At 66.5% G+C, this 21,305-nt stretch carries 20 protein-coding genes and 1 pseudogene; 14 read left to right on the forward strand and 7 right to left on the reverse strand.

The window, feature by feature from the left end:
* Window positions 1-4: 4 nt before the first annotated feature.
* The 13 genes from ppc to L8F96_RS15985 all read left to right on the forward strand — a co-directional run bounded on the left by ppc (window position 5) and on the right by L8F96_RS15985 (window position 14,157).
* Window positions 5-2,674 (forward strand): phosphoenolpyruvate carboxylase, encoded by a 2,670-nt coding sequence (gene ppc, locus L8F96_RS15925; RefSeq protein WP_334656636.1) that lies wholly within the window; start codon window positions 5-7, stop codon window positions 2,672-2,674.
* A 100-nt stretch (window positions 2,675-2,774) separates the two neighbouring features.
* A complete protein-coding gene (locus tag L8F96_RS15930) occupies window positions 2,775-3,470 on the forward strand; it encodes a PepSY-associated TM helix domain-containing protein (protein WP_334656637.1) in 696 nt (231 codons plus the stop codon).
* Between the two features lie 18 nt (window positions 3,471-3,488).
* The gene (locus tag L8F96_RS15935; RefSeq protein WP_046409362.1) at window positions 3,489-3,959 is read left to right on the forward strand and encodes a DUF2271 domain-containing protein; all 471 of its coding nucleotides are present in this window, start codon (window positions 3,489-3,491) and stop codon (window positions 3,957-3,959) included.
* A gap of 11 nt (window positions 3,960-3,970) precedes the next feature.
* A complete protein-coding gene (locus L8F96_RS15940; protein WP_334656639.1) occupies window positions 3,971-4,834 on the forward strand; it encodes a DUF4198 domain-containing protein in 864 nt (287 codons plus the stop codon).
* Window positions 4,835-4,850: 16 nt separating this feature from the next.
* Window positions 4,851-5,843: an FAD:protein FMN transferase gene (locus L8F96_RS15945; RefSeq protein ID WP_334656640.1), complete on the forward strand. Its 993-nt coding sequence runs from the start codon at window positions 4,851-4,853 to the stop codon at window positions 5,841-5,843.
* Between the two features lie 163 nt (window positions 5,844-6,006).
* The gene (locus L8F96_RS15950) at window positions 6,007-6,288 is read left to right on the forward strand and encodes a hypothetical protein (RefSeq protein WP_334656641.1); all 282 of its coding nucleotides are present in this window, start codon (window positions 6,007-6,009) and stop codon (window positions 6,286-6,288) included.
* Between the two features lie 85 nt (window positions 6,289-6,373).
* Complete coding sequence (locus L8F96_RS15955) at window positions 6,374-8,401, forward strand: amidohydrolase family protein (RefSeq protein ID WP_334656642.1); 2,028 nt, start codon at window positions 6,374-6,376, stop codon at window positions 8,399-8,401.
* Between the two features lie 90 nt (window positions 8,402-8,491).
* Window positions 8,492-9,076 carry a GDSL-type esterase/lipase family protein gene (locus L8F96_RS15960; RefSeq protein ID WP_334656643.1) on the forward strand — a complete coding sequence of 195 codons (585 nt, stop codon included), beginning with the start codon at window positions 8,492-8,494 and terminating at the stop codon, window positions 9,074-9,076.
* A gap of 135 nt (window positions 9,077-9,211) precedes the next feature.
* A complete protein-coding gene (gene katG, locus L8F96_RS15965; protein WP_334656644.1) occupies window positions 9,212-11,449 on the forward strand; it encodes a catalase/peroxidase HPI in 2,238 nt (745 codons plus the stop codon).
* A 108-nt stretch (window positions 11,450-11,557) separates the two neighbouring features.
* Window positions 11,558-12,487 (forward strand): IS1595 family transposase, encoded by a 930-nt coding sequence (locus tag L8F96_RS15970; RefSeq protein ID WP_136451054.1) that lies wholly within the window; start codon window positions 11,558-11,560, stop codon window positions 12,485-12,487.
* Window positions 12,487-12,657: a hypothetical protein gene (locus L8F96_RS15975; protein WP_168770678.1), complete on the forward strand. Its 171-nt coding sequence runs from the start codon at window positions 12,487-12,489 to the stop codon at window positions 12,655-12,657. The genes L8F96_RS15970 and L8F96_RS15975 overlap by 1 nt, the downstream gene beginning before the upstream one ends.
* Window positions 12,654-13,445, forward strand: coding sequence for a hypothetical protein (locus tag L8F96_RS15980; RefSeq protein WP_334656645.1), 792 nt, complete (start codon window positions 12,654-12,656; stop codon window positions 13,443-13,445). The genes L8F96_RS15975 and L8F96_RS15980 overlap by 4 nt, the downstream gene beginning before the upstream one ends.
* 121 nt (window positions 13,446-13,566) lie before the next feature.
* Complete coding sequence (locus tag L8F96_RS15985; protein WP_125945376.1) at window positions 13,567-14,157, forward strand: exopolysaccharide biosynthesis protein; 591 nt, start codon at window positions 13,567-13,569, stop codon at window positions 14,155-14,157.
* A gap of 21 nt (window positions 14,158-14,178) precedes the next feature.
* Here L8F96_RS15985 and L8F96_RS15990 read toward each other — a convergent pair whose 3' ends face one another.
* The 4 genes from L8F96_RS15990 to L8F96_RS16005 are packed head-to-tail and all read right to left on the reverse strand — an operon-like array spanning window position 14,179 to window position 18,356.
* Window positions 14,179-14,469 (reverse strand): hypothetical protein, encoded by a 291-nt coding sequence (locus L8F96_RS15990; RefSeq protein WP_334656646.1) that lies wholly within the window; start codon window positions 14,467-14,469, stop codon window positions 14,179-14,181.
* Window positions 14,470-14,471: 2 nt separating this feature from the next.
* The gene (locus L8F96_RS15995) at window positions 14,472-17,009 is read right to left on the reverse strand and encodes a cbb3-type cytochrome c oxidase subunit I (RefSeq protein WP_334656647.1); all 2,538 of its coding nucleotides are present in this window, start codon (window positions 17,007-17,009) and stop codon (window positions 14,472-14,474) included.
* A complete protein-coding gene (gene coxB / locus L8F96_RS16000) occupies window positions 17,006-18,013 on the reverse strand; it encodes a cytochrome c oxidase subunit II (protein ID WP_334656648.1) in 1,008 nt (335 codons plus the stop codon). The genes L8F96_RS15995 and coxB overlap by 4 nt, the downstream gene beginning before the upstream one ends.
* Window positions 17,976-18,356, reverse strand: coding sequence for a c-type cytochrome (locus L8F96_RS16005; protein WP_052742545.1), 381 nt, complete (start codon window positions 18,354-18,356; stop codon window positions 17,976-17,978). Before L8F96_RS16005 ends, coxB begins: the two co-directional genes overlap by 38 nt.
* Before the next feature lie 80 nt (window positions 18,357-18,436).
* Here L8F96_RS16005 and L8F96_RS18670 point away from each other — a divergent pair.
* Window positions 18,437-18,751, forward strand: a pseudogene (locus L8F96_RS18670) (c-type cytochrome); the annotation flags it as partial.
* A 319-nt stretch (window positions 18,752-19,070) separates the two neighbouring features.
* On the opposite strand, the gene L8F96_RS16015 reads toward L8F96_RS18670, so the two are convergent.
* Genes L8F96_RS16015 through L8F96_RS16025 form a run of 3 tightly spaced genes read right to left on the reverse strand, consistent with a single transcriptional unit; the run spans window position 19,071 to window position 21,226 of the window.
* A complete protein-coding gene (locus L8F96_RS16015; RefSeq protein ID WP_334656649.1) occupies window positions 19,071-19,730 on the reverse strand; it encodes a cytochrome b in 660 nt (219 codons plus the stop codon).
* Window positions 19,727-20,473, reverse strand: a complete 747-nt coding sequence (locus L8F96_RS16020) for a cytochrome c oxidase assembly protein (protein WP_334656650.1) — start codon at window positions 20,471-20,473, stop codon at window positions 19,727-19,729. The genes L8F96_RS16015 and L8F96_RS16020 overlap by 4 nt, the downstream gene beginning before the upstream one ends.
* A gap of 42 nt (window positions 20,474-20,515) precedes the next feature.
* Window positions 20,516-21,226, reverse strand: a complete 711-nt coding sequence (locus L8F96_RS16025; protein ID WP_136450954.1) for a peptidylprolyl isomerase — start codon at window positions 21,224-21,226, stop codon at window positions 20,516-20,518.
* Window positions 21,227-21,305: the final 79 nt, after the last annotated feature.

Here is a 21,305-nt window from a genome sequence, read left to right on the forward strand (position 1 = left end):
CGAGATGAACGCATTACCCCCGGTCACGAACACTGACGATATCCGCTATCTCGGTCGCGTTCTCGGCGACGTCATTCGCGAAATGGGCGGCGAGCGGCTGTTCGAGGCGACCGAGGTAATTCGATCCGCGTCGGTCGACCGGCATCGCGGCGGTGGCCCGCCCGTGGATCACCATCTCGACGCGTTGTCGCTCGATGAGACGCTCGATTTCGTCCGCGGCTTCATGCTGTTCTCCATGCTGGCGAACCTCGCCGAGGACCGTCAGGGCGTCGCCGCGGAGGAGGGCGCCGACGTCGCCTCCGCGCTGCAGAAGCTCGCCGGGGAGGGCGTGGATCACGATCAGGTCTGCGCCCTGCTCGATCATGCGCTGATCGCCCCGGTCCTGACGGCGCACCCGACCGAGGTGCGGCGCAAGAGCATGATCGACCATCGCAACCGCATCGCCGCGCTGATGGCGCTGCGCGATGCCGGGGCGGAGGAAACCTCCGCCGGCGACCGGATCGACGAAGCGATTATGCGACAGGTCGCCTTGCTGTGGCAGACGCGCGTGCTGCGGCGCGAACGCCTGTACGTCACGGACGAGGTGGAAACCGCGCTCAGTTATTTGCGCGACGTGTTCCTGCCGGTCATCCCGGCGCTGTATCAGCGTTGGGACCGGGCGATGGGACGCCGCCTGCCGGCATTCCTCAAACCGGGAAGCTGGATCGGCGGCGATCGCGACGGCAATCCTTATGTGACCGCCGATTCGTTGCGCACGGCGCTGTCAAAGGCATCTGCCGCCGCGCTCGGCTATTATCTCGATGAACTGCACGCGCTGGGCACCGAACTGTCGATCTCGTCGGACCACGCGACGATTGATGAGGCGGTGATCGCGCTGGCGGAGGCAAGCGGCGATACCGGCGCCAGCCGCAGCGACGAACCGTATCGGCGCGCCCTGTCCGGAATCTACGCGCGGCTGGCTGCCACCTATCAGAAGCTGGTCGGAACGCCGCCGCCGCGCCCGGCTGCGCGTGTTGCCGAGCCTTATCCCGATCCGGCTGCCTTGCGCGCCGATCTCGTCACGCTCGCGCGCCCCTTGTCTGAAGGCGCTGGCGGCCTGCTCTCCAGCAGCGGCGCGATCGGGCGGCTGATCCGCGCGGTCGAGGTGTTCGGCTTCCACCTCGCGACGCTCGACCTGCGGCAGAACAGCGCAGTGCACGAGCGGGTCGTCGCCGAGCTGCTCAAGAACGCCGGTGTGTGCGACGACTATCTCGCCCTAGACGAGGCAGAGCGCGTTGCGATGCTCAATCGCGAACTCGCCAGCGCAAGGGGGCTCACCAGCCGCTTCATCACCTATTCCGAGGAAACTACCAAGGAACTGGAGATCGTTGCCGCGGTCGCCGAGGCGCATGCGACCTACGGGCCAGCGAGCATTCGCCAGTATATCGTGTCGATGTGCCAATCGGTCAGTGACCTGCTCGAGGTGCATCTGCTCTTGAAGGAAGCCGGGCTGTACGTGCCCGGCGATCCACCCCGCGCGGCGGTGATGGCGGTCCCGCTGTTCGAGACGATCGGCGATCTGGAAGCCGCGCCCACGATCATGCGTGCCTGGTTCGCCCTGCCGGAGGTGGCGGCGATCGCCCGGGGGCGCGGGCATCAGGAAGTGATGATCGGCTATTCCGATTCGAACAAGGATGGCGGCTATCTCACCTCTGGTTGGCAATTGTCCAAGGCTTCGACCGCGCTGAAGCCGGTGTTCGAGGCAGCTGGCGTGGGCATGCAATTGTTCCACGGGCGCGGCGGTGCGGTGGGACGCGGCGGCGGCTCGGCCTTTGCAGCGATTCGCGCGCAGCCGCCCGGCACGGTGCAGGGCCGCATCCGCATCACCGAACAGGGCGAGGTGATCGCCGGCAAATACGGCACGCGGGAAAGCGCGATCACCAATCTGGAGGCGATGACCTCGGCGACACTGCTCGCCAGCCTCTCGCCCGCGCCGCTGTCGAACACCGAGAATGAGACGTTCGCGGCGGCAATGGACACGCTTTCCGACACCGCGTTCCATGCGTATCGCGACCTTGTTTACGGCACTGAGGGCTTCAACGCCTTCTTCCGGCAGATGACGCCGATCGCGGAGATCTCCGGCCTCAAGATCGGCAGCCGTCCGGCCAGCCGCAAGAAATCGTCCCGGATCGAGGATCTGCGCGCCATTCCCTGGGTGTTCAGCTGGGCACAGGCGCGGGTCATGCTGCCGGGCTGGTACGGTGTCGGCCATGCGCTTGCGACGTTTCAGGACAAGGCGCTGCTGGCCGACATGGCAGAGGGCTGGCCGCTGTTTGGCGCGATGCTCGCCAACATGGAAATGGTCCTCGCCAAGTCCGACATGGGCATTGCCGAGCGCTACGCCGGGCTGGTCGAGGACGAGAAGCTCGGTGCGCGGATTTTCGGCCGGATTCGTGACGACTGGCAGCAAACCTGTGATGGCTTGCTGGAGGTGACCGGCCAGTCCCGCCTGCTGGAAAAGCACCCGGCGCTCGACGCATCGATTCGCCTGCGACTGCCCTATATCGAACCGCTCAACCTGCTGCAGATCGAACTGATGCGGCGGCACCGTGCCGGCGAGGACGATCCGCGCATCGCGGAGGGCATCCTGCTGTCGATCAACGCCATCGCAACAGCATTGCGGAACTCCGGCTGACCGATTTGCTGTTGCGAATTATTCGCGACTGCCTTAGCGACGGCTCATCAGGCAATGGTGCCTCCCGAGCGGTGGAATGCAGGCAAGCGAGACGGACAGGGTGAGGGAGCGGCAACCGGCGCCGGCATGTGGCGGCGTCACGCCCGCGCCGCGCGGTACAGCCGGCCGTACCCGACCCCCTCGCCCGCGCAAGAAGGTCCGCGCATTCTGGCTGAAGCAGCTGCATACCTGGCACTGGGTGAGCGCAGCGGTGTCGCTGGCCGGCATGTTCCTGTTCGCGATCACCGGGATCACGCTCAACCATGCCGCCTCGATCGGCGCAGAACCGCAGGTCACGCAGGTAGAGGCAACACTGCCACCGCAGCGCCTCGCCGAACTGCGCGGCGACCATGCCGCAGCCGCGCCGCTGCCGCGCGCCGTGGCAGAGGCCGTGGCGTCAGCCGTGGCGCTCGATCCCGCCGGCCGCGCCGCCGAATGGTCCGATGACGAAGTCTATGTCGCCATGCCGGGGCCGGGCCGCGACGCCTGGGTCAGCATCGACCGGACGAGCGGGACGATCACCGCAGAAACCACCTGGCGCGGCTGGATCTCCTACCTCAACGATCTGCACAAGGGCCGCAACACCGGCGACGCCTGGTTCTGGTTCATCGACGCCTTCGCCGTGGTGTGCATCATCTTCACGCTGACCGGGCTGCTGCTGCTCCAGCTTCACGCCCGTCATCGTCCCTCCACCTGGCCGCTGGTCGCGACGAGTGTGATCGTCCCGCTGTTGCTGGCCGTGTTCCTGATCCACTGAGAGGAAGCCGCGAACCTCATGCGTCCTGTCTATCTCCTCGTCGCCGGCGCGGTCAGTGCCCCTGCGGCCGCGCAGACCGTCAGCGTCACTATTCCGCAGCTGAAAGTGGCCGAATATCACCGGCCTTATGTCGCCGGGTGGCTGGAACCGGCCGCTGGCGGCCCGGCGCGCACGGTGTTCGTCTGGTACGACGTCAAGAAGGGCGGCGCGGAACCTGGCACCAAATGGCTGGCGGACCTACGCAGCTGGTGGCGCAAGGGTGGTCGCACGATGAAGCTGCCGGCCGACGGCGTCAGCGGCGCGACGCGGGCCCCGGGCACCTATCAGATCCCGCTGCCCAAGGGGCTGGCCGCAGGGCAATATGTGCTGAACGTCGAGGCTGCACGCGAGACGGGCGGTCGTGAGCTGGTCCGCGTGCCCATCACCATCCCGGGCAAGGGCGGCACTGCCAAGGGCAGCGCCGAGCTCGGCACCATCACCGTTCGTTGAGGAAGATCGCCATGCGTCTGAAGACCCTCCTGCTCGCCGCCGTCGGCGCCGCTACCCTGGCCGCCCCGGCGATGGCGCACCGCCAGTGGTTGCTGCCGTCGACCACTACGTTGTCGGACACCAACCAATATGTGACGGTCGACGCGGCGGTATCGAACGACCTGTTCTACCCGGATCACGTCGCGATGCGCCCGGAGCAGATAAAGGTCTGGGCGCCGGACGGCACCACCGGCACGATCGAGAATGCCGCCACTGGCCGTCACCGCACCACGTTCGACGTGAAGGTCGACAAGCCGGGCACGTGGAAGATCGGCATCGAAATGTCGTCGGTCATGGGCAGCTTCAAGCTGAACGGCGAAGAATGGCGCGTCGGCGGCCGACGCGGTCCGCCGCCGGCTGCGGGTGCTGGTGCGCAAGCTCGTCCGCGGGTGCAAAGCGTGGCAACGCCGGCAGAAATCCCGGCCGGTGCGACCGACGTCAAGCTGACCGAGGTGTCGAGCCAGAACGCCACTTTCGTCACCGCCGGGCCGCCGAGCGAGACGGTGTTCAAGCCGACGGGTAAGGGGCTGGAGTTCCAGCCGATCTCCCATCCCGGCGCGCTCGTCGCGGACGAGGAGGGGCAGTTCCGCTTCCTCGTCGATGGCAAGCCGGCGGCCGGGGTGAAGGTGACGGTGGTGCCGGGATCCAAGAAGTTCCGCGAGGCGGAAGGCGCGCAGGAGCTGGTCACGGGTGCGGACGGCGTGCTGCGGGTCAACTGGCCGGTACCGGGCATGTACTGGCTGAGCGCGACGGTGACCGACGCCAACACGACCGTCCCGCGCGCGACCGAGCGGCGCATGACCTTCACCACGACGCTGGAGGTGCCCGCGCCCTGAGCGCGGCATCGCAGGCATGGTCGCTGACCCGCGCGCGGATCCGATCCGCTACGTCGTACCGCCGATCGACCCCGCGGCGCTGAGCCACTGGGATCGATCGGCACGCGTCGTGGATCATGGCGGCGCTACCATGGGGACCCGCTGGCATATCCGCTATGCCGCGCCAGATGACGTCGTGGCCGAGCGGCTGTACGAGGCGATAGAACGGGTTTTCGCCGGCGTTATCAGCGACATGAGCCATTGGGCCGCGGATACGCGGCTCAGCGCGATCAATCGGTCGGCGCCGGGTGAGTGGCATTCGATTTCGGACGAATTTGTAGAGGTGCTTGCCACATCATTGGAGGTGGCGGCGGCGTCGGGCGGTGCGTTCGATCCGGCCATTGGTGCGCTGGTCGCGCGGTGGGGATATGGGCCGGTTGCGGTGGATCGTTTGCCGACCATCGACGAAATTGCCGCAGCGCGTGCCGGCGGGGGGTGGCGCCAGCTCGAGCTTGACCGGGCCGGGTGCCGGGTCAGGCGGCACGGCGAGGCGCGGCTGGACCTGTCCGGCATTGCCAAGGGGCATGCCGTTGACCGTCTTTCCAAGATATTGACAGAACACGGTATTTCCCACCAACTGGTCGAGATCGGCGGCGAGTTCGTCGGGCGCGGGTTGCGGCCTGACGGTGATCCCTGGTGGGTGGAACTGGAGACGCCGGGCGGCTGCGCGGCGCCGATCCGGGTGGCGCTTCATCAATGCGCAGTGGCGACGTCGGGTGATTATGTCCGGGGGCGGCATACGATCGACCCGCGGACGGGCTATCCGGTGGCGCATGCGCTGGCGGTGAGCGTGATCCATGACACGGCGATGGCGGCGGATGCGTGGGCGACGGCGCTGAGCGTCTTGGCGCCGGCGGAGATGATGGCGATGGCGACGCAGCGGGGGCTGGCGGTACGGGCGCTGACGCGGCGTGAGGGGCGGGTGGTGGAATGGCTGAGCCCGGCACTCCGCGCGATGATCGACGATTAGGCCGGCGCAAAACGGCCTCGATCACCGGAGCTTCGGCCTGCCTGCGGCGCTGAATCGGCGCACATTGGCCGCGCCCGCGGTCCTTGCTGCCAGATGTTCCGATGAACGATTCGGACCGTCCGTCCGCGCGGTGCGTTGACCCCCGTTAGCAACGGGAGGTGTTATGCAGATCGTGAAGCTGCCGGCCGGCGAGGCACCCCCGCCCGACACCGATTGCATCCGCATCCAGCAGCGCGACGATGGTCGTTTCCTGCTGGAAGGATCGGTGCTGTTCCGCTGCGGCGACGTGGATTCGGCCGAATCCGTCTCGCTGGTGGGTGGCGACACCTATGCCAGCTATGACGATGGGGAGGCCGCCGGGCTGGCCTGGGCCGACGATCATTGCGTCGAGACGCTGCATGTCGCGCGGTCGGCCGGGAGTGAGCCGTTGCCGGACGCGGCGTGAAACCGCCTGACGCGATGCGCAAATCCCATAGGTGACGCAACGACATATTGTTGCGCGTGAGGCGCCGCGACCGTAACGGTCGGGTATGAAGCTCCTGTCCTCCGCGGCCTTTGCTGCGCTCGCCCTGTGTCTTGCCACCAATGCCGCCGCGGAAATGCAGCGTTACAGCGTGATCTTCGGCGGCAAGACCGTCGGGCACCTCAACGCCGACGTCGAGGGTGACCGGACCGCGATCGATTTCGATTACAAGAACAACGGTCGCGGCCCGACGATGAAGGAAACGCTGCGGCTCGACGCCAAGGGCTTGCCGGTGGCGTGGGACATCGCGGGCACGACGACCTTCGGATCCAAGGTCGAGGAGCATTTCGCGCGCACCGGCAAGGGTGCGACCTGGACCGATGCGACGGGCAAGGGATCGGTCGCCACTGCGCCGGCGGGGGCGGTCTATGTCGCGCAGAGCGGCAGCCCCTGGTCGACGGGCCTCTATGCGCGCGCGATCCTGAAGACCGGCGGCACCACGCTGGCCGCGCTGCCGGGCGGTACGCTGACGCTGACCAAGGGCCAGACGCTGAACATGACCGGCGCGAACGGGCCGCTGAAGGTGACCGCCTATGACGTCGGCGGGATCGAGACCACGCCGGACACCATCCTGCTCGACGACAAGGGCGACATGTTCGCCGCGATTTCGCCCCGCCAGGTGATCGTGCGTGCGGGTTATGAGGGCGAGGCCGAGCGGCTGAAGACGCTGGCGGCGCAATGGTCGACCGACCGCTTCGTGGCGATCAACAAGAAGGTCGCGCATCGCTATGCCGGGCCGGTTCGCATCCGCAACGTGCGCGTGTTCGATCCCAAGGCGGGGACGCTGGGCAATCCGGTGTCGGTGCTGGTGTCGGGCAACAAGATCACCGCCGTCGAGCCGGTGGCCAAGACCGGCGCGGCGGGCGAGACGGTGATTGATGGCGCCGGCGGGACGATCGTCCCCGGCCTGTACGAAATGCACGCGCACACCGGGCAGGAAGGCGCGCTGCTGAACCTGGCCGCGGGCGTCACCACGATGCGCGACATGGGCAATGACAATGCCGTGCTCGACACGCTGGTGGAGCGGATCGACAAGGGCGTGATCGCGGGGCCGCGGATTGTGCGCGCCGGCTTCATCGAGGGGAAGAGCCCGTTCAGCGCCAACAACGGCATCCTGGTCAACAGCGAGGCCGAGGCGGTCGCCGCGGTCCGCTGGTACGCCGATCACGGCAAGTTCTGGGGCGTCAAATCGTACAACAGCATGAACCCGGCGTGGATTCCCGCGCTGGTGAAGGAGGCACATGCGCGCGGGCTGAAGGTGGCCGGGCACGTCCCCGCCTTCGCCACCGCGGACCAGATGATCGAGGCCGGGTTTGACGAGCTGACGCATATCAACCAGTTCATGTTGGGCTGGGTGATCAAGCCGGAGGAGGATACGCGCACGCTGTTCCGCCTGACCGCGCTGAAGCGGCTGCCCGCGCTCGATCTCAACAACCCCAAGGTGCAGAAGACGATCGGCATGATGGTCGAGCGCAAGCTGCCGATCGACGTGACGCTGGGCATCCACGAGAACCTGCTGCTCAACCGCGACGGCCAGACGGCGCAGGGCGCGCGCGACTATGTCGATCATCTGCCGATCGGGGCGCAGCGCAGCCTGAAGCAGGCGTGGATCGACGCCAGCGCGCCGGGCGACGATGCCGCCTATCGCGGCGCCTATGACAAGATCGTCGCCACGGTTCGCATGCTGAACGAGCGCGGAGTGATGATCGTGCCGGGGACCGACACGGGCGGCTCGTTCACGTTCCACCGCGAGCTGGAATTGTACCAGCAGGTCGGCATGACCCCGGCGCAGATCCTGACGCGCGCCTCGTGGGACATGGCGAAGTATCTCGGCCAGGACGCGACGCTGGGTTCGGTCGAGCCGGGCAAGCTGGCCGATTTCTTCCTGGTGCCGGGTGATCCGACCAAGGACCTGAAGGCGATCAAGCGGATCGCGATGGTGGTGAAGGACGGCACCTTCTTCTACCCGGCGGAGGTGTACCCCGAGTTCGGGATCAAGCCGTTCACGCCCAAGCCGGCGATCACCAGCAACTGATCGTTGTTCCTGCCGCGCGCCATGCCGAGGGGGCGGCGCGCGGCAGGGGCTGCGGTGACATTGGCCGGGCCGCCCCTATCTTGAGCGGCGATGCCAGCCGAACCACCGTATCTCCTCGCCTTTGGTGACAGCCTGATCGCCGGTTACGGGCTGGCGGCCGATGATGGTCTGGCCGCGCAGCTGCAGCGCGGGCTGGCCGGGCGCTTTCCGGGGGCGCGGGTGCTGAATGCCGGCGTGTCGGGCAACACGACCGCCGACGCGCTGCGCCGATTGCCGCGCGTGTTGGCCGCGATGCGCGCGCCGCCCGACCTGGCGATCATCCAGATCGGCGCCAACGACGTGCTGCGGGGCGTTCCGCCGGGCGAGACGCGCGCGAACCTCGACGCGATGCTCACCGAACTGGGGCGGTGCGGCATTCCGGTGCTGCTGACGACGATCGATCCCCCGGCGCTGATCCGGGCGCGGGCGGAGCCCTACCTTGGCGTGCATGGCGCAGTGGCGGCGCGGCATGGCGCGGCGGTGAGCGACTTCTTTCCCGCCGGGATCATGGGACGCGCCGACATGGTGCTGCCCGATCGCGTCCATCCCAACGCGCGGGCGATTGCGGCGGTGGCGGCGCATCTGCTGCCGACGATCGAGGCATTGCTGGCGCGCAGGGCGGCGGACGCAGCCTGATCGATCATCGGCAATTTTGCACAAGGATCGCTCATTGATCGATTTCGCCTGTCGTACTGACGAATTTATGTCGCTTCCATCACCGCGCGATCGGCCTAGTCTCCTCGCTGATAATCGCGACGAGAGGAACACGACATGGACGCACCCACCAGTGGCTGCCCGGTTACCGGAAGCCCGCTGAGCGATCATTCGAAGGAGCCGGCCGCGCTGCGCAAGCTGCTGGGGCGCACCAATCGGGATTGGTGGCCAAATCAGCTGTCGCTGGAAATCCTCCAGCAGGATGGCCTGTCGGGCAATCCGATGGGCGACGATTTCGATTACGCCGCCGAGTTCAAGACGCTCGACCTGGAAGCGGTGAAGGCCGATCTTCGCGCGCTGATGACCGACAGCCAGCCGTGGTGGCCGGCCGATTACGGTCACTATGGCCCGTTCTTCATCCGCATGGCCTGGCACTCGGCCGGCACCTATCGCACCGGCGACGGGCGCGGTGGTTCGTCCTCGGGCGCGCAGCGCTTCGCGCCGCTCAACAGCTGGCCGGATAACGGCAACCTCGACAAGGCGCGGCGCCTGCTGTGGCCGATCAAGCAGAAATACGGCCGCAAGCTGAGCTGGGCGGACCTGTTCATCCTGACCGGCAATGTCGCGATCGAATCGATGGGCGGCCCGGTGTTCGGCTTTGGCGGCGGGCGCGAGGACGTGTTCGAGCCCGAAAAGAGCATCTATTGGGGAACCGAGGAGGAATGGCTCGGCCAGACGCGGATCGACGAGAAGTCGGGGCTGGCGCTGGAGAACCCGCTGGCGGCGATCCAGATGGGCCTCATCTACGTCAATCCCGAAGGGCCGGGCGGCGAGCCTGATCCCAAGGGGTCGGCGCGCGACATCCGCGAGACGTTCCACCGCATGGGCATGAACGACGAGGAAGTCGTCGCGCTGACCGCCGGTGGCCATACCTTCGGCAAGGCGCATGGCGCTGGCGACGCGAAGCTTGTCGGGGCGGAGCCGGAAGGCGCGGACATTGCGCAGATGGGGCTCGGCTGGGCCTCCACCCACGAGACCGGCATGGGCGATCACACGATCACCAGCGGCATCGAGGGCGCGTGGACGCCGACGCCGATCCAGTGGGACATGACCTATTTCGAGATGCTGCTTGACCACGATTATGAGCTGGTGAAGAGCCCGGCCGGGGCGTGGCAGTGGCAGCCGGTGGGCAACCCGCCCGAGACGCTGGCGCCCAAGGCGCATACGCCGGGCGTCAAGGTGCCGACGATGATGACCACGGCCGACATGGCGATGAAGGTCGACTCCAAGTATCGCGAGATTTCCGAGCGGTTCCGCAACAACCCTGACCTGTTCGCCGACGCCTTTGCCCGCGCCTGGTTCAAGCTGTGCCATCGCGATATGGGGCCGAAGATCCGGTATTTGGGATCGGACGTGCCGGCGGAGGACCTGATCTGGCAGGATCCGATTCCGAAGGCCGATTACGCCCCGATCGATGCCGCTGACGTCGCGGCGCTGAAGCAGAAGATCGCCGACGCTGGCCTGTCGACGAGCGAGCTGGTGAAGACGGCCTGGGCCTCGGCCGCGACCTATCGCCAGTCGGACCATCGCGGCGGCGCCAATGGCGCGCGAATCCGGCTGGAGCCGCAGCGCAACTGGGACGTCAACGAGCCGGAGAAGCTGGCCCGCGTGCTCGACATCTATGAGCGCATCAAGGCGGACTTCGACGGCAGCGCGAGCGGCGGCAAGAAGGTGTCGATCGCGGACCTCATCGTGCTGGGCGGCAGCGTGGGGGTCGAGCAGGCGGCGAAGGCGGCCGGGCATGACATCGAGGTGCCCTTCACCCCGGGGCGTACCGATGCGACGCAGGAGCAGACCGATGCGGCGAGCTTCGACGTGCTCGAGCCCAAGGCGGACGGCTTCCGCAATTACCTGCAGGTGCGGTTCAACGTGCCGACCGAGGAGCTGCTGGTCGACCGGGCGCAGCTGCTGGGGCTGAGCGGGCCGGAGATGACCGTGCTGGTCGGCGGGATGCGGGTGATCGGCGCCAACCATGGCGATACCGACCATGGCGTGCTGACCGAAAAGCCGGGGCAGCTGACGAACGATTATTTTGTCAACCTGCTCGACATGGGCACGGCGTGGAAGGAAGTCGATGAAACGGGCGACGAGCTCTACATCGGCACCGATCGCGCGACCGACGAGCCGCGCTGGAAGGCGACGCGGACGGACCTGGTGTTCGGCGCCAATTCGCAGCTGCGTGCGCTGGCCGAAGTCTATGCCTGCGACGATGCCAAGGAGAAGTTCGTCAAGGACTTCATCGCGGCGTGGACCAAGGTGATGGAGGCCGATCGCTTCGACCTGAAGTACAAGTGATCGCAGGCTGAGCGACGACAAGGGGCCGCGGCATCCACGGGTGCCGCGGCCCTTTTTCTTTGGCGTTATTATACTTGACGTACCCACGCAAAAGCGTAGGTATCAGGAATGAGCAGCAACCTTTCCGCGCCGCACTTCCACAACGAAGAAGCAGCTTACGCCTACGTTGAGGCGCGCATCTGGCCGAACGGTCCGGTGTGCCCTCACTGTGGCGGTGTGGAGCGCATCAGCAAGATGCAGGGCAAGAGCACCCGCATCGGCGCCTACAAGTGCTACCAGTGCCGTAAGCCCTTCACCGTGAAGGTTGGCACCATCTTCGAGGCCAGCCACGTTCCCATGAACGTCTGGCTTCAGGCGATGTATCTGATTGCTGGCAGCAAGAAGGGCATTTCGAGCAACCAGCTTCATCGGATCTTGGGCGTCACCCTCAAGACCGCTTGGTTCATGTCGCACCGTATCCGTGAAGCGATGCGCTCGGATGATAGCGGCATGTTCGGCGGCAACGGCGGCGTTGTCGAAGTGGACGAGACCTTCATCGGGCAGCTCAAGGGCGTTCCGAAGAAGCGCGCCTTCCACCACAAGATGAAGGTTCTGGCGCTAGTCGACCGCGACAGCGGCAAGGCCCGCACCATGGTCGTGGACAATGTGAACGCGGAAACCCTGATGCCGATCGTACTTGAGAACGTCGCCCGCGAGGCTCGTATCATGACCGACGAACATAGCGGCTATCGCCACATCAAGCATCACTTCGCGGGCCACGGCACCACTAGCCACGGCAAGGGCCAGTACGTGAACCTTGAGGACCGCTCGATCCACAGCAACACCGTCGAGGGCTACTTCTCGATCTTCAAGCGCGGCATGAAGGGCGTTTATCAGTTCTGCGGTGAAAACCACCTTCACCGCTATCTGGCAGAGTTCGAGTTCCGCTATAACAACCGCGTTGCGCACGGCATCGGCGACACTGAACGGGCGGACCGTCTGCTGGCCGGGATCGTTGGCAAGCGCCTAACCTATCAAACGTCTTGTGGGGAAGCCTGATGCCCAAGAAGCAGAGCCCGGAAGCGCCAGAAGATCAGAGCGAAAGGTTCGTGCGCGAGGCTCAAAAGCTAATCGACGCTGGCGAACTAAGCCCCACCGACGCCGATGAGGGCTTTGAGCGCGCGATGCAGCGCATCGCATCCGGCAGGCGCGGCCCCGAGGATCGATGACCCCGGAAGAAGGGTTCGAAAGTGCCCAGTACCTAGTCACTTGGGCGAGTTCGCAAGTCGACGAGCTTAAGGCGATCATCAAAGCCTTCTCGGACGATGACGCGACAGCTGTGGTCAAAGAGCTGAACCGTAAGACCGGACGCCAAGAGTTGAAGATAAAGTTCGCACCGCTCCCTTTCCGGGTCCGGGGGCTGACTAACAACGTCATCAAGGATTTGCGGGACGCCTTGGACCAAGCCACAAGTGCGGCTAGCTTCCTCGTTCGCGGCAAGCAAAAGAGGAATGCTCATTTCCCGTTCGGCCAAGACCCCGACGACTTCGATACAGCAGTCCATAAAGGTCCTTGTGCCGACATCCCCTCCGAGCTTCACTCCGTCTTGAAAGGTTTTGAACCCTTTCCCACGGGCGAAGGGTGGACAGGAGGGAACAATGTCCTCCGATATCTTGGGTATGTTTCTGGGCCCCACAAGCACAGATTTACTCTCGCTCCAGCCTGCGATGTCGGAGACGTAGCACTCGAAATGGATTACATTTTCACCGGCTCGGACGGCGCTACGGTGATGCAAGAGGCTAAAATCGCACGCAACAATGAGATTGTCTTGTTCTCCATCTCCAGTGATGGAGACGCGAAGGTGAAGTACCACGTCTCCTTCAAGGTAGCTTTTGCCGACACCAAACTGAAAGGCGTTCGCGTGATTGCCTTTCTTGAGGCCGCTTTGCAGACTGTTGGAAAGATCGTGCAAGACCTTCAAACGGAGGCTTTGCGCATCGGCCCACGACAAATCTGAATTACTCATACCTCACCCCCAAACCGAGGTGGGTACGCGAAGTATAATAACGCCTTTTCTTTACCTATGTTGGACCGTTACGGTGGCGGAACCGTGAGCCGCGTCGCGCCGTTCACCGGCGATGGCAGATGAACCCCATAGCGTCGGCGATATCCTGGACCGGCTGGACGAACTAGCGAACGAGAAGGACGAGGTATCGCTGGGGCAGACGATCGAGGCGTTCGGCAATCGCAGCTATGCGCCGTTCCTGGTCATCCTGCCGCTGATCGACATATCGCCGGTGGGGTCGATCCCCGGCCTGCCGACGCTGCTAGCGCTGGTGATCGTGCTGACCGCGGGGCAATTGCTGTTCGGGCGCAAGCATATGTGGCTGCCGGGATTCCTCGCCAACCGATCGCTCAAGTCCGAAAAGGTCGCCAAGGCGGTGAAGAAGCTGCGCCCGGTGGCCAAGCGGATGGACAAATGGTTTCACGGGCGGCTGCCCGCGCTGACCCAGGGGCCGATGGTGCGGGTGGCGGCGGCGGCGATCATCATGCTGACGCTGTCGGTGCCGCCGCTGGAGCTGCTGCCGATGGCGACCACCGCGCCGATGGCGGCGATCGCGGCGTTCGGCATGGCGTTGCTGGTCAAGGACGGGCTGCTGATGATCGTCGCCTTTGTCGCGGCGGCGGGGGCGATTGCGGCGGCGGTCGGCCTGTGGGGTTCGCGCTGACGCCCGGAGGGCGAACCCGGGCTAGACGAGCAGCGCGGGCAGCCCCTGCCACAGCACTGCGACCAGCGAGAGGCCAGCGCCGCCCAGCGCGATCCAGCGCATCCAGTCGCTGAAGGAATCGTGCGTGCCGGCGCGCGCCTGCCGGAGCCGCGCGATCAGCCAGCCGTCCGCCGCGAGGCACGCCAGCGTCATCATCACCGTCAGGATGCGCGCGATGTCGGTGGTCAGGAACACGCTGGCGACGATGTAGACGGCGAAGAAATGCACCGCCCAGACGATCATCCCGCCGAGCATCCAGGCCCAGGCGCGCATCGTCAGATCGTGCCCGGGAAGAGCCGCGCGAGGAGCGCGATGACGCTGCCCTGCGCGGCGGTGTAGCACATGAACATGACGGTGAGGTCCATCGAGTTGTTGCGCGGGCGGACGATCAGCGCGCGGCTGTTGCGCGCCGCCATATAGCCCGCCATCAGCACGCTGATCGCGACGATCAGCCCCTGCAGCGTCTGGAAGGCATAGACGATCGCGCCCTGGCCGCTGGCGGTGGGCCACAGGCCGTGGCGGGTCCATGTCCAGCAATCCACGCCGAAGCCGATGGCAAGCCCCACCGCCGCGCAGCACAAGAGCACGCCGGGCGTCCACAATTCGGTCTTCTCACGCGCCAGCATGTAGCGGGCGAGCAGCGCGAAACCGGCGCCGCCGCCATGGCCGAGCAGGATCGGGAGCAGCCATAGGGGATCGGGCGCGGCGATCCAGAATTGCGGGTGGATGCCGTAGAGATAGAAGAAGCCGAAGATCGCCATGACGAACATCATGCCGATCACGATCAGGAGGATGATCATTGCCCACCAGCCGTGGGTGCGCGGGCCGGTGGCATAGGTCGGCAGCATGATGCCGGCGCCGACATCGACCTTCTTCTCGGGCACCAGCCGATCGGTGTCCCACAGCCAGCGCAGGATGCAGGCGACCGCCAGGATGCCGCTGACGAAGGAGATGAAATAGGCCTGCACCGTCAGGATCAGGAAGAAGCCGGCGGTGAAGAGCGCGCCCAGCAGCGGCCAGGGCGAGGGGGTGGGGAGGATCTGCACATATTGCGGCTCCGCGCGCAGCGGGCTGGTGATGATCGTTTCGCGCAGGCCGGTCGCGGAGCCGGGGAGGAGATAGCGGCCCTCGTCGACATCCTCGGCCAGCTTCGGATCGTCCCACAGGGGATAGCGGCTCTTGATCACCGGGATGCTGCGGGTGGAGAACAGCCCGGTGGGGAGCCATTCCAATGTGCCGCCGCCATAGACGTTGCCCGCGTCATGATCGGTGGTGAAGCGCATGTTGCGCGCGCAATCGATCAGGAACAGCAGCACGCCCGCGCCGAACAGGAAGGCGCCGACGGTCGAGATCATGTTGGTGAGATCCCAGTCGCGGCCGGGGAGATAGGTATAGACGCGGCGCGGCATGCCCATGAAGCCGGTGAGGTGCATCGGCAGGAACGTCACCTGCATGCCGATGAACATCAGCCAGAAGATCCATCGGCCAAGCCGTTCCGACAGCGGGCGCCGGCTGGTCATCGGCGTCCAGTAATAAAGCGCGGCGAAGAAGGGGAAGACCATCCCCCCGATCAGCACGTAGTGGAGGTGCGCGACGATGAAATAGCTGTCGTGCGCCTGCCAGTCGAACGGCACCATCGCCACCATCACGCCGGTCAAGCCGCCGATGACGAAGGTGATGAGCCCGCCGAGCAGGAACAGCGTTGGCGTGTTGTAGCGCGCGCGGCCGATCGCAAAGGTCGCGATCCAGGAGAAGACCTGGATGCCGGCGGGGACGCTGACCGCCATGCTGGCGGCGGAGAAGAAGCTGACCGAGAGTGTCGGCATGCCGGTGGTGAACATGTGGTGCGCCCACACGCCGAAGCTGATGAAGCCGGTGGCGAGGAAGGCCAGCACGATGAGATTGTGCCCGACCAGCCGGGTGCGCGCGACGGCCGCCACCACCATCGAGACGAGGCCCGAGGCGGGGAGGAAGATGATGTACACTTCCGGGTGGCCGAAGAACCAGAACAGGTGCTGCCACAGCAACGGATCGCCGCCGCGGGTGGAATCGAAGAACGGCCAGTTGAACGCGCGCTCCAGCTCCAGCAGCAGGGTGCACAGGATCACCGAGGGGAAGCCGATGATGATCATCACCCCGAACACCAGCATCGCCCAGGCGTAGATCGGCATTTTCGCCAGCGTCATGCCCGGCGCGCGGGTGCGCAGCACGCCGACGATGATCTCGATCGCGCCGGCGATGGCGGAGATCTCGATGAAGCCGATACCCAGCAGCCAGAAATCGGCGTTGATGCCCGGCGAATAGGTGGTGCTGGTATAGGGCGGGTACATGAACCAGCCGCCGTCGGGGGCGAGGCCGACGAACAGCGAGGCGAAGAAGCACAGGCCGCCGACGGCATAGGCCCAGAAGGCATAGGCCGAGAGGCGCGGGAACGGCAGGTCGCGCGCCGCCAGCATCTGCGGCAGCAGCAGCACCGCCATCGCCTCCATCGCCGGCACCGCGAAGAGGAACATCATCACCGTGCCGTGCATGGTGAAGAACTGATTGTAGGTTTCCTGCGGCAACACGCCCATCAGCGGCAGCGCAAGCTGTACCCGCATGACCAGCGCCAGCACGCCGGCCAGGATGAAGAAGGCGAAGGCGGTCGCGACGTAGTAGAAGCCGATGTAATTGTTGTTGACCGCGGTCAGCAGTTCCCAGCCCTTGGGCTTGCACCAGATCCGTTCAAGCTCGGCGCGCTCCCCGGCGGGCCGCTCCCCCTTGGTCGGGAAGCGATCGTAGAGCGCCGTGTCGAAGCCGGTTTCCGAGGTCACTTCTGCGCCTGCATGTAATCGGCCAATGCCTGGAGATCCTCACCCGGCAGCATCGTGTAGGGCGGCATCCGGTTGCCCGGCTTGATCGCCTGGCTGTTGCCGATCCAGCCGATCAGCGTGCCGCGATTGTTGGGCAGGATGCCCGCGCCGAGCGACTGGCGGGTGCCGATATGGGTAAGGTCGGGGCCGGCGAGGCCGTTCGCCTCGGTGCCCGCCACGCGGTGGCAGGCGGCGCAGCCGGTGGACTGGAACAGCTGCGCGCCGCGTGTGGCGGCGGCTGGCGCTGGTTGCTGCAGACGAGCCTGACGCGCGGCGAGCCAGCGGGCGAAATCGGCCGGTTCGTGCGCGACCACGACGAAGCCCATCAGCGCATGCGGGCCGCCGCAATATTCGGCGCATTGCCCGCCATAGACGCCGGGCTTGTCGGCCTGAATCTTCATCACGTTGCGTCGGCCGGGAATCATGTCGAGCTTGCCCGACAGGCGCGGCACCCAGAAGCTGTGGATGACGTCGTTCGATTCGAGTTCGAGCAGCACGGTGCGGCCGGTGGGGATATGGAGTTCGTTGGCGTCGCGCAGCTGCGGCTGGCCGTTGTCGCCCAGGTAGTCGACGCGCCACCACCACATTTCGCCGGTGATGCGCGCCTTCATCGCCACCGGGCCCGGCGGGGCGGTGAGATTGCGGGTGAGCGTCAGGCCGTAGACCAGCAGCACGCTGAGCACGACGACGGGGAAGGCGATGCCGCCGATCCAGATCGCCTTGCTGCCACCCAGCCGCTCGCGCAGCCGTTCCTTGCCGAACAGCGCGATCCACAAGGCGACGAGGACCACCAGCAAGACGCCCACGCCCATCGCGAACAGGATCCACGACAGGGTGGAGATCGAACCCGCGAACGGGCCGGCGGGATCGAGCACGGGCGGCGGCCAGCCGGCGAGGCTGTTCGCCAGCCCATCGACGGGGCCGGCGTTACCGGGAGCGGAGGGTGTAGAGGTAGGCGGCGACATCGCGCGCTTCCTTCTCGCTGAGCGGCATGGCCGGCATGGTGGTTCCCGGGACGAGTTCGGGCGCGCGGCGCACGAAATGCGCCAGCACGTCGGGGCGGTTGGGGAGGCGGCCGGCGATCATGCCCTGATCGCCGAAACGGTCGAGCGCGGGGCCCAGTTCGCCCTTCGGCCAGCTGAGCCCGGGGATCGAATGACAGGATCCGCAGCCGACGCGGCGGATCGCGGCGAGGCCGGCGGCGGGATCGGCCTGTGGCATATGCTGGCGCTCGTCAGGTGGCGGCTTGCAGGCGCCGACGGGCAGCGCAAGCGCAAGCAGCGGCAACAGGGCGCGAAGCGTCGGCAATGATCCCCCTTCATGGCCCGGCACGAACCGGTGCCGGTCGTTTCGGAACCGATCGGATCGGCGGAGGTTCCGAGGAAGCGATGATTACGGCTGCACCCTCCCGGCGACGGCCGCTCGCCGGCCTTGCGTTTCTGTTGCTGGCGGCGTGCGGGACGGCGGACCGGACGGCGGCCGACCGCTTCGTCGAGACCGGGCAATTGGTGGCGCTGAGCGGCGGCGATGCCGGTGCGGCGAGCGCGTGCCTGGTGTGTCACGGCGTCGATGGGCGCGGCAATGGCGCGGGCGCGCCGCGGCTGGCGGGGCTGGACCTCGGCTATCTGACCGCGCAGCTGGAGGCCTATGCCAGCGGGCGGCGCAAGAATGCCGAGATGGAGTGGATCGCCAAGCGGCTGACCCCGGCCGACCGGCAGACGGTGTCGGCTTATTATGCCGCCATGCCCTATCAGCCGGCGGCGGCTGCGGCGGCTGCGGCGGGTGCGGCGGGGGCCAGCGCGAACACCGGGCCGGCGGCGCTGCTGTACCAGCGCGGCGATGCGGCGCGCGGCCTTCAGCCATGCGTGGTGTGTCACGGTGCGGCGGGCGAAGGCGTGGGTGCGGGCAATCCGGCGCTGGGCGGGCAGCCGGCGGGCTATCTGTCGGAGCAGCTGATCGCGTGGCAGAAGAGCGAGCGGCGCAACGATCCGGGCAATGTTATGCTGGAGATCAGCCGCAAGCTCACGCCGGGCGAGGTTGCCGGTCTCGGTGCTTATGCGTCCGGTCTGCCTGGGGGTCTTCCTCGTCCGGGATCTCCGGCAGCATCCCGCTCAGCACATCGTGACGATCCCAAAAATGATGCTTCAGCGCCGCGCCCACGTGGAGCGGAATGACGAGGAACAGCGCGAACACCACCGCGAGGTGAATGTCCTCCGCCACGTCCATGATCTGCCAGCGTAGGGTCAGCGGCATGTCGCCGAGCGGGAAGGGCGGCCAGGGGACGACACCCGCGAGATAGAGCGGGCCGGGCTCCGCAATCGCCGACCACATCACCCAGCCGCTGATCGGCAAGAGGAAGAAGGTGGCGTAGAAGATATAGTGGATGATGACCGAGACGGTCGTCTGCCAGCCCTGCTTGTCAGCATCGTTGATCGGGCCGGGAACGGCGAGGCGCCAGGCGAAGCGCGCCAGCGCCAGCAGGATCACGGCGAGGCCGGCGGCGCTGTGCACCTGATAGGCGGCAAGCTTGTCCTCGCCCACCGGCAGGCGGCTCATCGACCAGCCCCAGCCGAGCTGGAACAGGATCAGGAAGGCCATGATCCAGTGGAAGGCAATGCCGACGGGGGAATAACGGCCGCGTTCGGTGTGGCCGCGGGCCCATTCGCGAAGCTGGCGGATCATCGCGCCGCCACCTCATGCTCCTCCGCGACGAACCAGCGCGCGAGCAGCCACAGCGCGCCACCGAGGTAGAGGCCGGCGGCGGGCGCCCACATGATGAGGCCGGCGAGCTGCTGATCCTCCAACGGGGACAGGCCCCAGGCCTGGGTGGTGAGATAATGCGGGGCGTAGAGCGCGCCGCTGTTAAACACGAGGAGCGCGCCGAGCAGGCCCATCTGCACCATCATCGCGAGCAGGGCGGCAATGCCCATCGGCATGGGGGCGGTGCGGATGTGCGCCCACATGCCCCAGGCGGTGACGAGCAGGCTCGCCTGCATCAGCCAGTAAGCGGCGTTGCTCGACAGCGCCCAGGCATAAGCGGGCGGCGCATGCCAGACCCAGAAGGCGAGCGTGTGCGCCACGGTCCATAGCGCGAGCCCGCCGCGCGGCGGGCGGAGCACGCCGGCGAGCGCGATGGCGAGCAGCGGCGCGACCAGCGCGGTCAGCAGCACATGGTGGACCGTGCGGGCGGCAAAGAGCGCGGAGGTGAGCGCGCAGAGCGGGGAGAGGAAGAGGAACAGCGCCAGCGCCCATGCTGCGGCGAAAAACCGCCGCTGGCGCGGATCGGCGTCGGCCAGCCGGTAGAAGGCGACGGCGGCCAGCGCGAGCGCGGCGATGAGGATGGGGTCGCCGTTCCAGCGCCCCATCAGCGTGTCAGGAAGCGGCGCGATGCCGCAATAAGGTAGCCAGGCCGCCGCCTGATTCACGTCATCTTCCCCCGTCCGCTGGCGCAGTGAACGAGGAAGAGACTATCGACGCGGGCGCGAGTTCCGTGCAGGCGCCGCCGGCTTCGTGCCGGGCAGCGTCACCGGCGCCTCCTGCGTCACCGGCGCGGGGGCCGCCTCGGCGCGATAGGGCGGGGGGTTATCGGCGGCGATATAGGCGTGGAGGATGCGCGTCGGGTTGGCCGGCGGCTCGCCCTTTTCGATCGCGTCGACATATTGCATGCCCTCAAGCACGCGGCCGAACACGGTGTATTTCCCGTCGAGGCTGAGCCGCGGCATCAGCATGATGTAGAACTGGCTGTTGGCGCTGTTTTCATCCTGCGCGCGTGCCGCCGCGACCGCGCCGCGCACGTGCGGCAGGTAATTGAACTCCGCCTTCACGTCGGGGAGGTCCGAGCCGCCGGTGCCGTCGCCCTGCGGATCGCCGCCCTGCGCCATGAAGCCGTCGATGACGCGGTGGAAGGTCAGGCCGTCGTAGAATTTGCGGCGCGTCAGGTTCTTGATCCGGCGCACCATGTCGGGCGCGACATCGGGACGCAGCCAGATCGACACGCGCCCGCCGCTCGACAGGTCGAGCAGCCAGGTGTTTTCGAGATCGGTGGTGGGCGGCGGGGTATAGCGCTGCTTCGTCGCCTGTCCTGCCTTGGCCGCTTCCTCCATCGCCTTGCTCTGGGCCATGGCCGGGCCGGCGAGCAGCGTGGCGGCCAGCATCGCAATCAATCCAACAAAGCGCATCGTCATCCCAACCCGATCGTGTCAGCAGCGCCCTAAACTAGATCGCGGCTTGCGCCAATCTGAACCGGGGTGCGCCGTT

The organism is Sphingomonas panaciterrae, from assembly GCF_036890205.1.
Taxonomy (GTDB): Bacteria; Pseudomonadota; Alphaproteobacteria; order Sphingomonadales; family Sphingomonadaceae; genus Sphingomonas; species Sphingomonas panaciterrae.

Excerpts from the sequence above, each read along its gene's own strand:
- ppc (WP_334656636.1), top strand. The coding sequence starts at position 5 with ATGAACGCATTACCCCCGGTCACGAACACTGACGATATCCGCTATCTC.
- L8F96_RS15935 (WP_046409362.1), top strand. The coding sequence starts at position 3,489 with ATGCGTCCTGTCTATCTCCTCGTCGCCGGCGCGGTCAGTGCCCCTGCG.
- L8F96_RS15940 (WP_334656639.1), top strand. The coding sequence starts at position 3,971 with ATGCGTCTGAAGACCCTCCTGCTCGCCGCCGTCGGCGCCGCTACCCTG.
- L8F96_RS15945 (WP_334656640.1), top strand. The coding sequence starts at position 4,851 with ATGGTCGCTGACCCGCGCGCGGATCCGATCCGCTACGTCGTACCGCCG.
- L8F96_RS15950 (WP_334656641.1), top strand. The coding sequence starts at position 6,007 with ATGCAGATCGTGAAGCTGCCGGCCGGCGAGGCACCCCCGCCCGACACC.
- L8F96_RS15955 (WP_334656642.1), top strand. The coding sequence starts at position 6,374 with ATGAAGCTCCTGTCCTCCGCGGCCTTTGCTGCGCTCGCCCTGTGTCTT.
- L8F96_RS15960 (WP_334656643.1), top strand. The coding sequence starts at position 8,492 with ATGCCAGCCGAACCACCGTATCTCCTCGCCTTTGGTGACAGCCTGATC.
- katG (WP_334656644.1), top strand. The coding sequence starts at position 9,212 with ATGGACGCACCCACCAGTGGCTGCCCGGTTACCGGAAGCCCGCTGAGC.
- L8F96_RS15970 (WP_136451054.1), top strand. The coding sequence starts at position 11,558 with ATGAGCAGCAACCTTTCCGCGCCGCACTTCCACAACGAAGAAGCAGCT.
- L8F96_RS15975 (WP_168770678.1), top strand. The coding sequence starts at position 12,487 with ATGCCCAAGAAGCAGAGCCCGGAAGCGCCAGAAGATCAGAGCGAAAGG.
- L8F96_RS15980 (WP_334656645.1), top strand. The coding sequence starts at position 12,654 with ATGACCCCGGAAGAAGGGTTCGAAAGTGCCCAGTACCTAGTCACTTGG.
- L8F96_RS15985 (WP_125945376.1), top strand. The coding sequence starts at position 13,567 with ATGGCAGATGAACCCCATAGCGTCGGCGATATCCTGGACCGGCTGGAC.
- L8F96_RS15990 (WP_334656646.1), bottom strand. The coding sequence starts at position 14,469 with ATGCGCGCCTGGGCCTGGATGCTCGGCGGGATGATCGTCTGGGCGGTG.
- coxB (WP_334656648.1), bottom strand. The coding sequence starts at position 18,013 with ATGTCGCCGCCTACCTCTACACCCTCCGCTCCCGGTAACGCCGGCCCC.
- L8F96_RS16015 (WP_334656649.1), bottom strand. The coding sequence starts at position 19,730 with ATGATCCGCCAGCTTCGCGAATGGGCCCGCGGCCACACCGAACGCGGC.
- L8F96_RS16025 (WP_136450954.1), bottom strand. The coding sequence starts at position 21,226 with ATGCGCTTTGTTGGATTGATTGCGATGCTGGCCGCCACGCTGCTCGCC.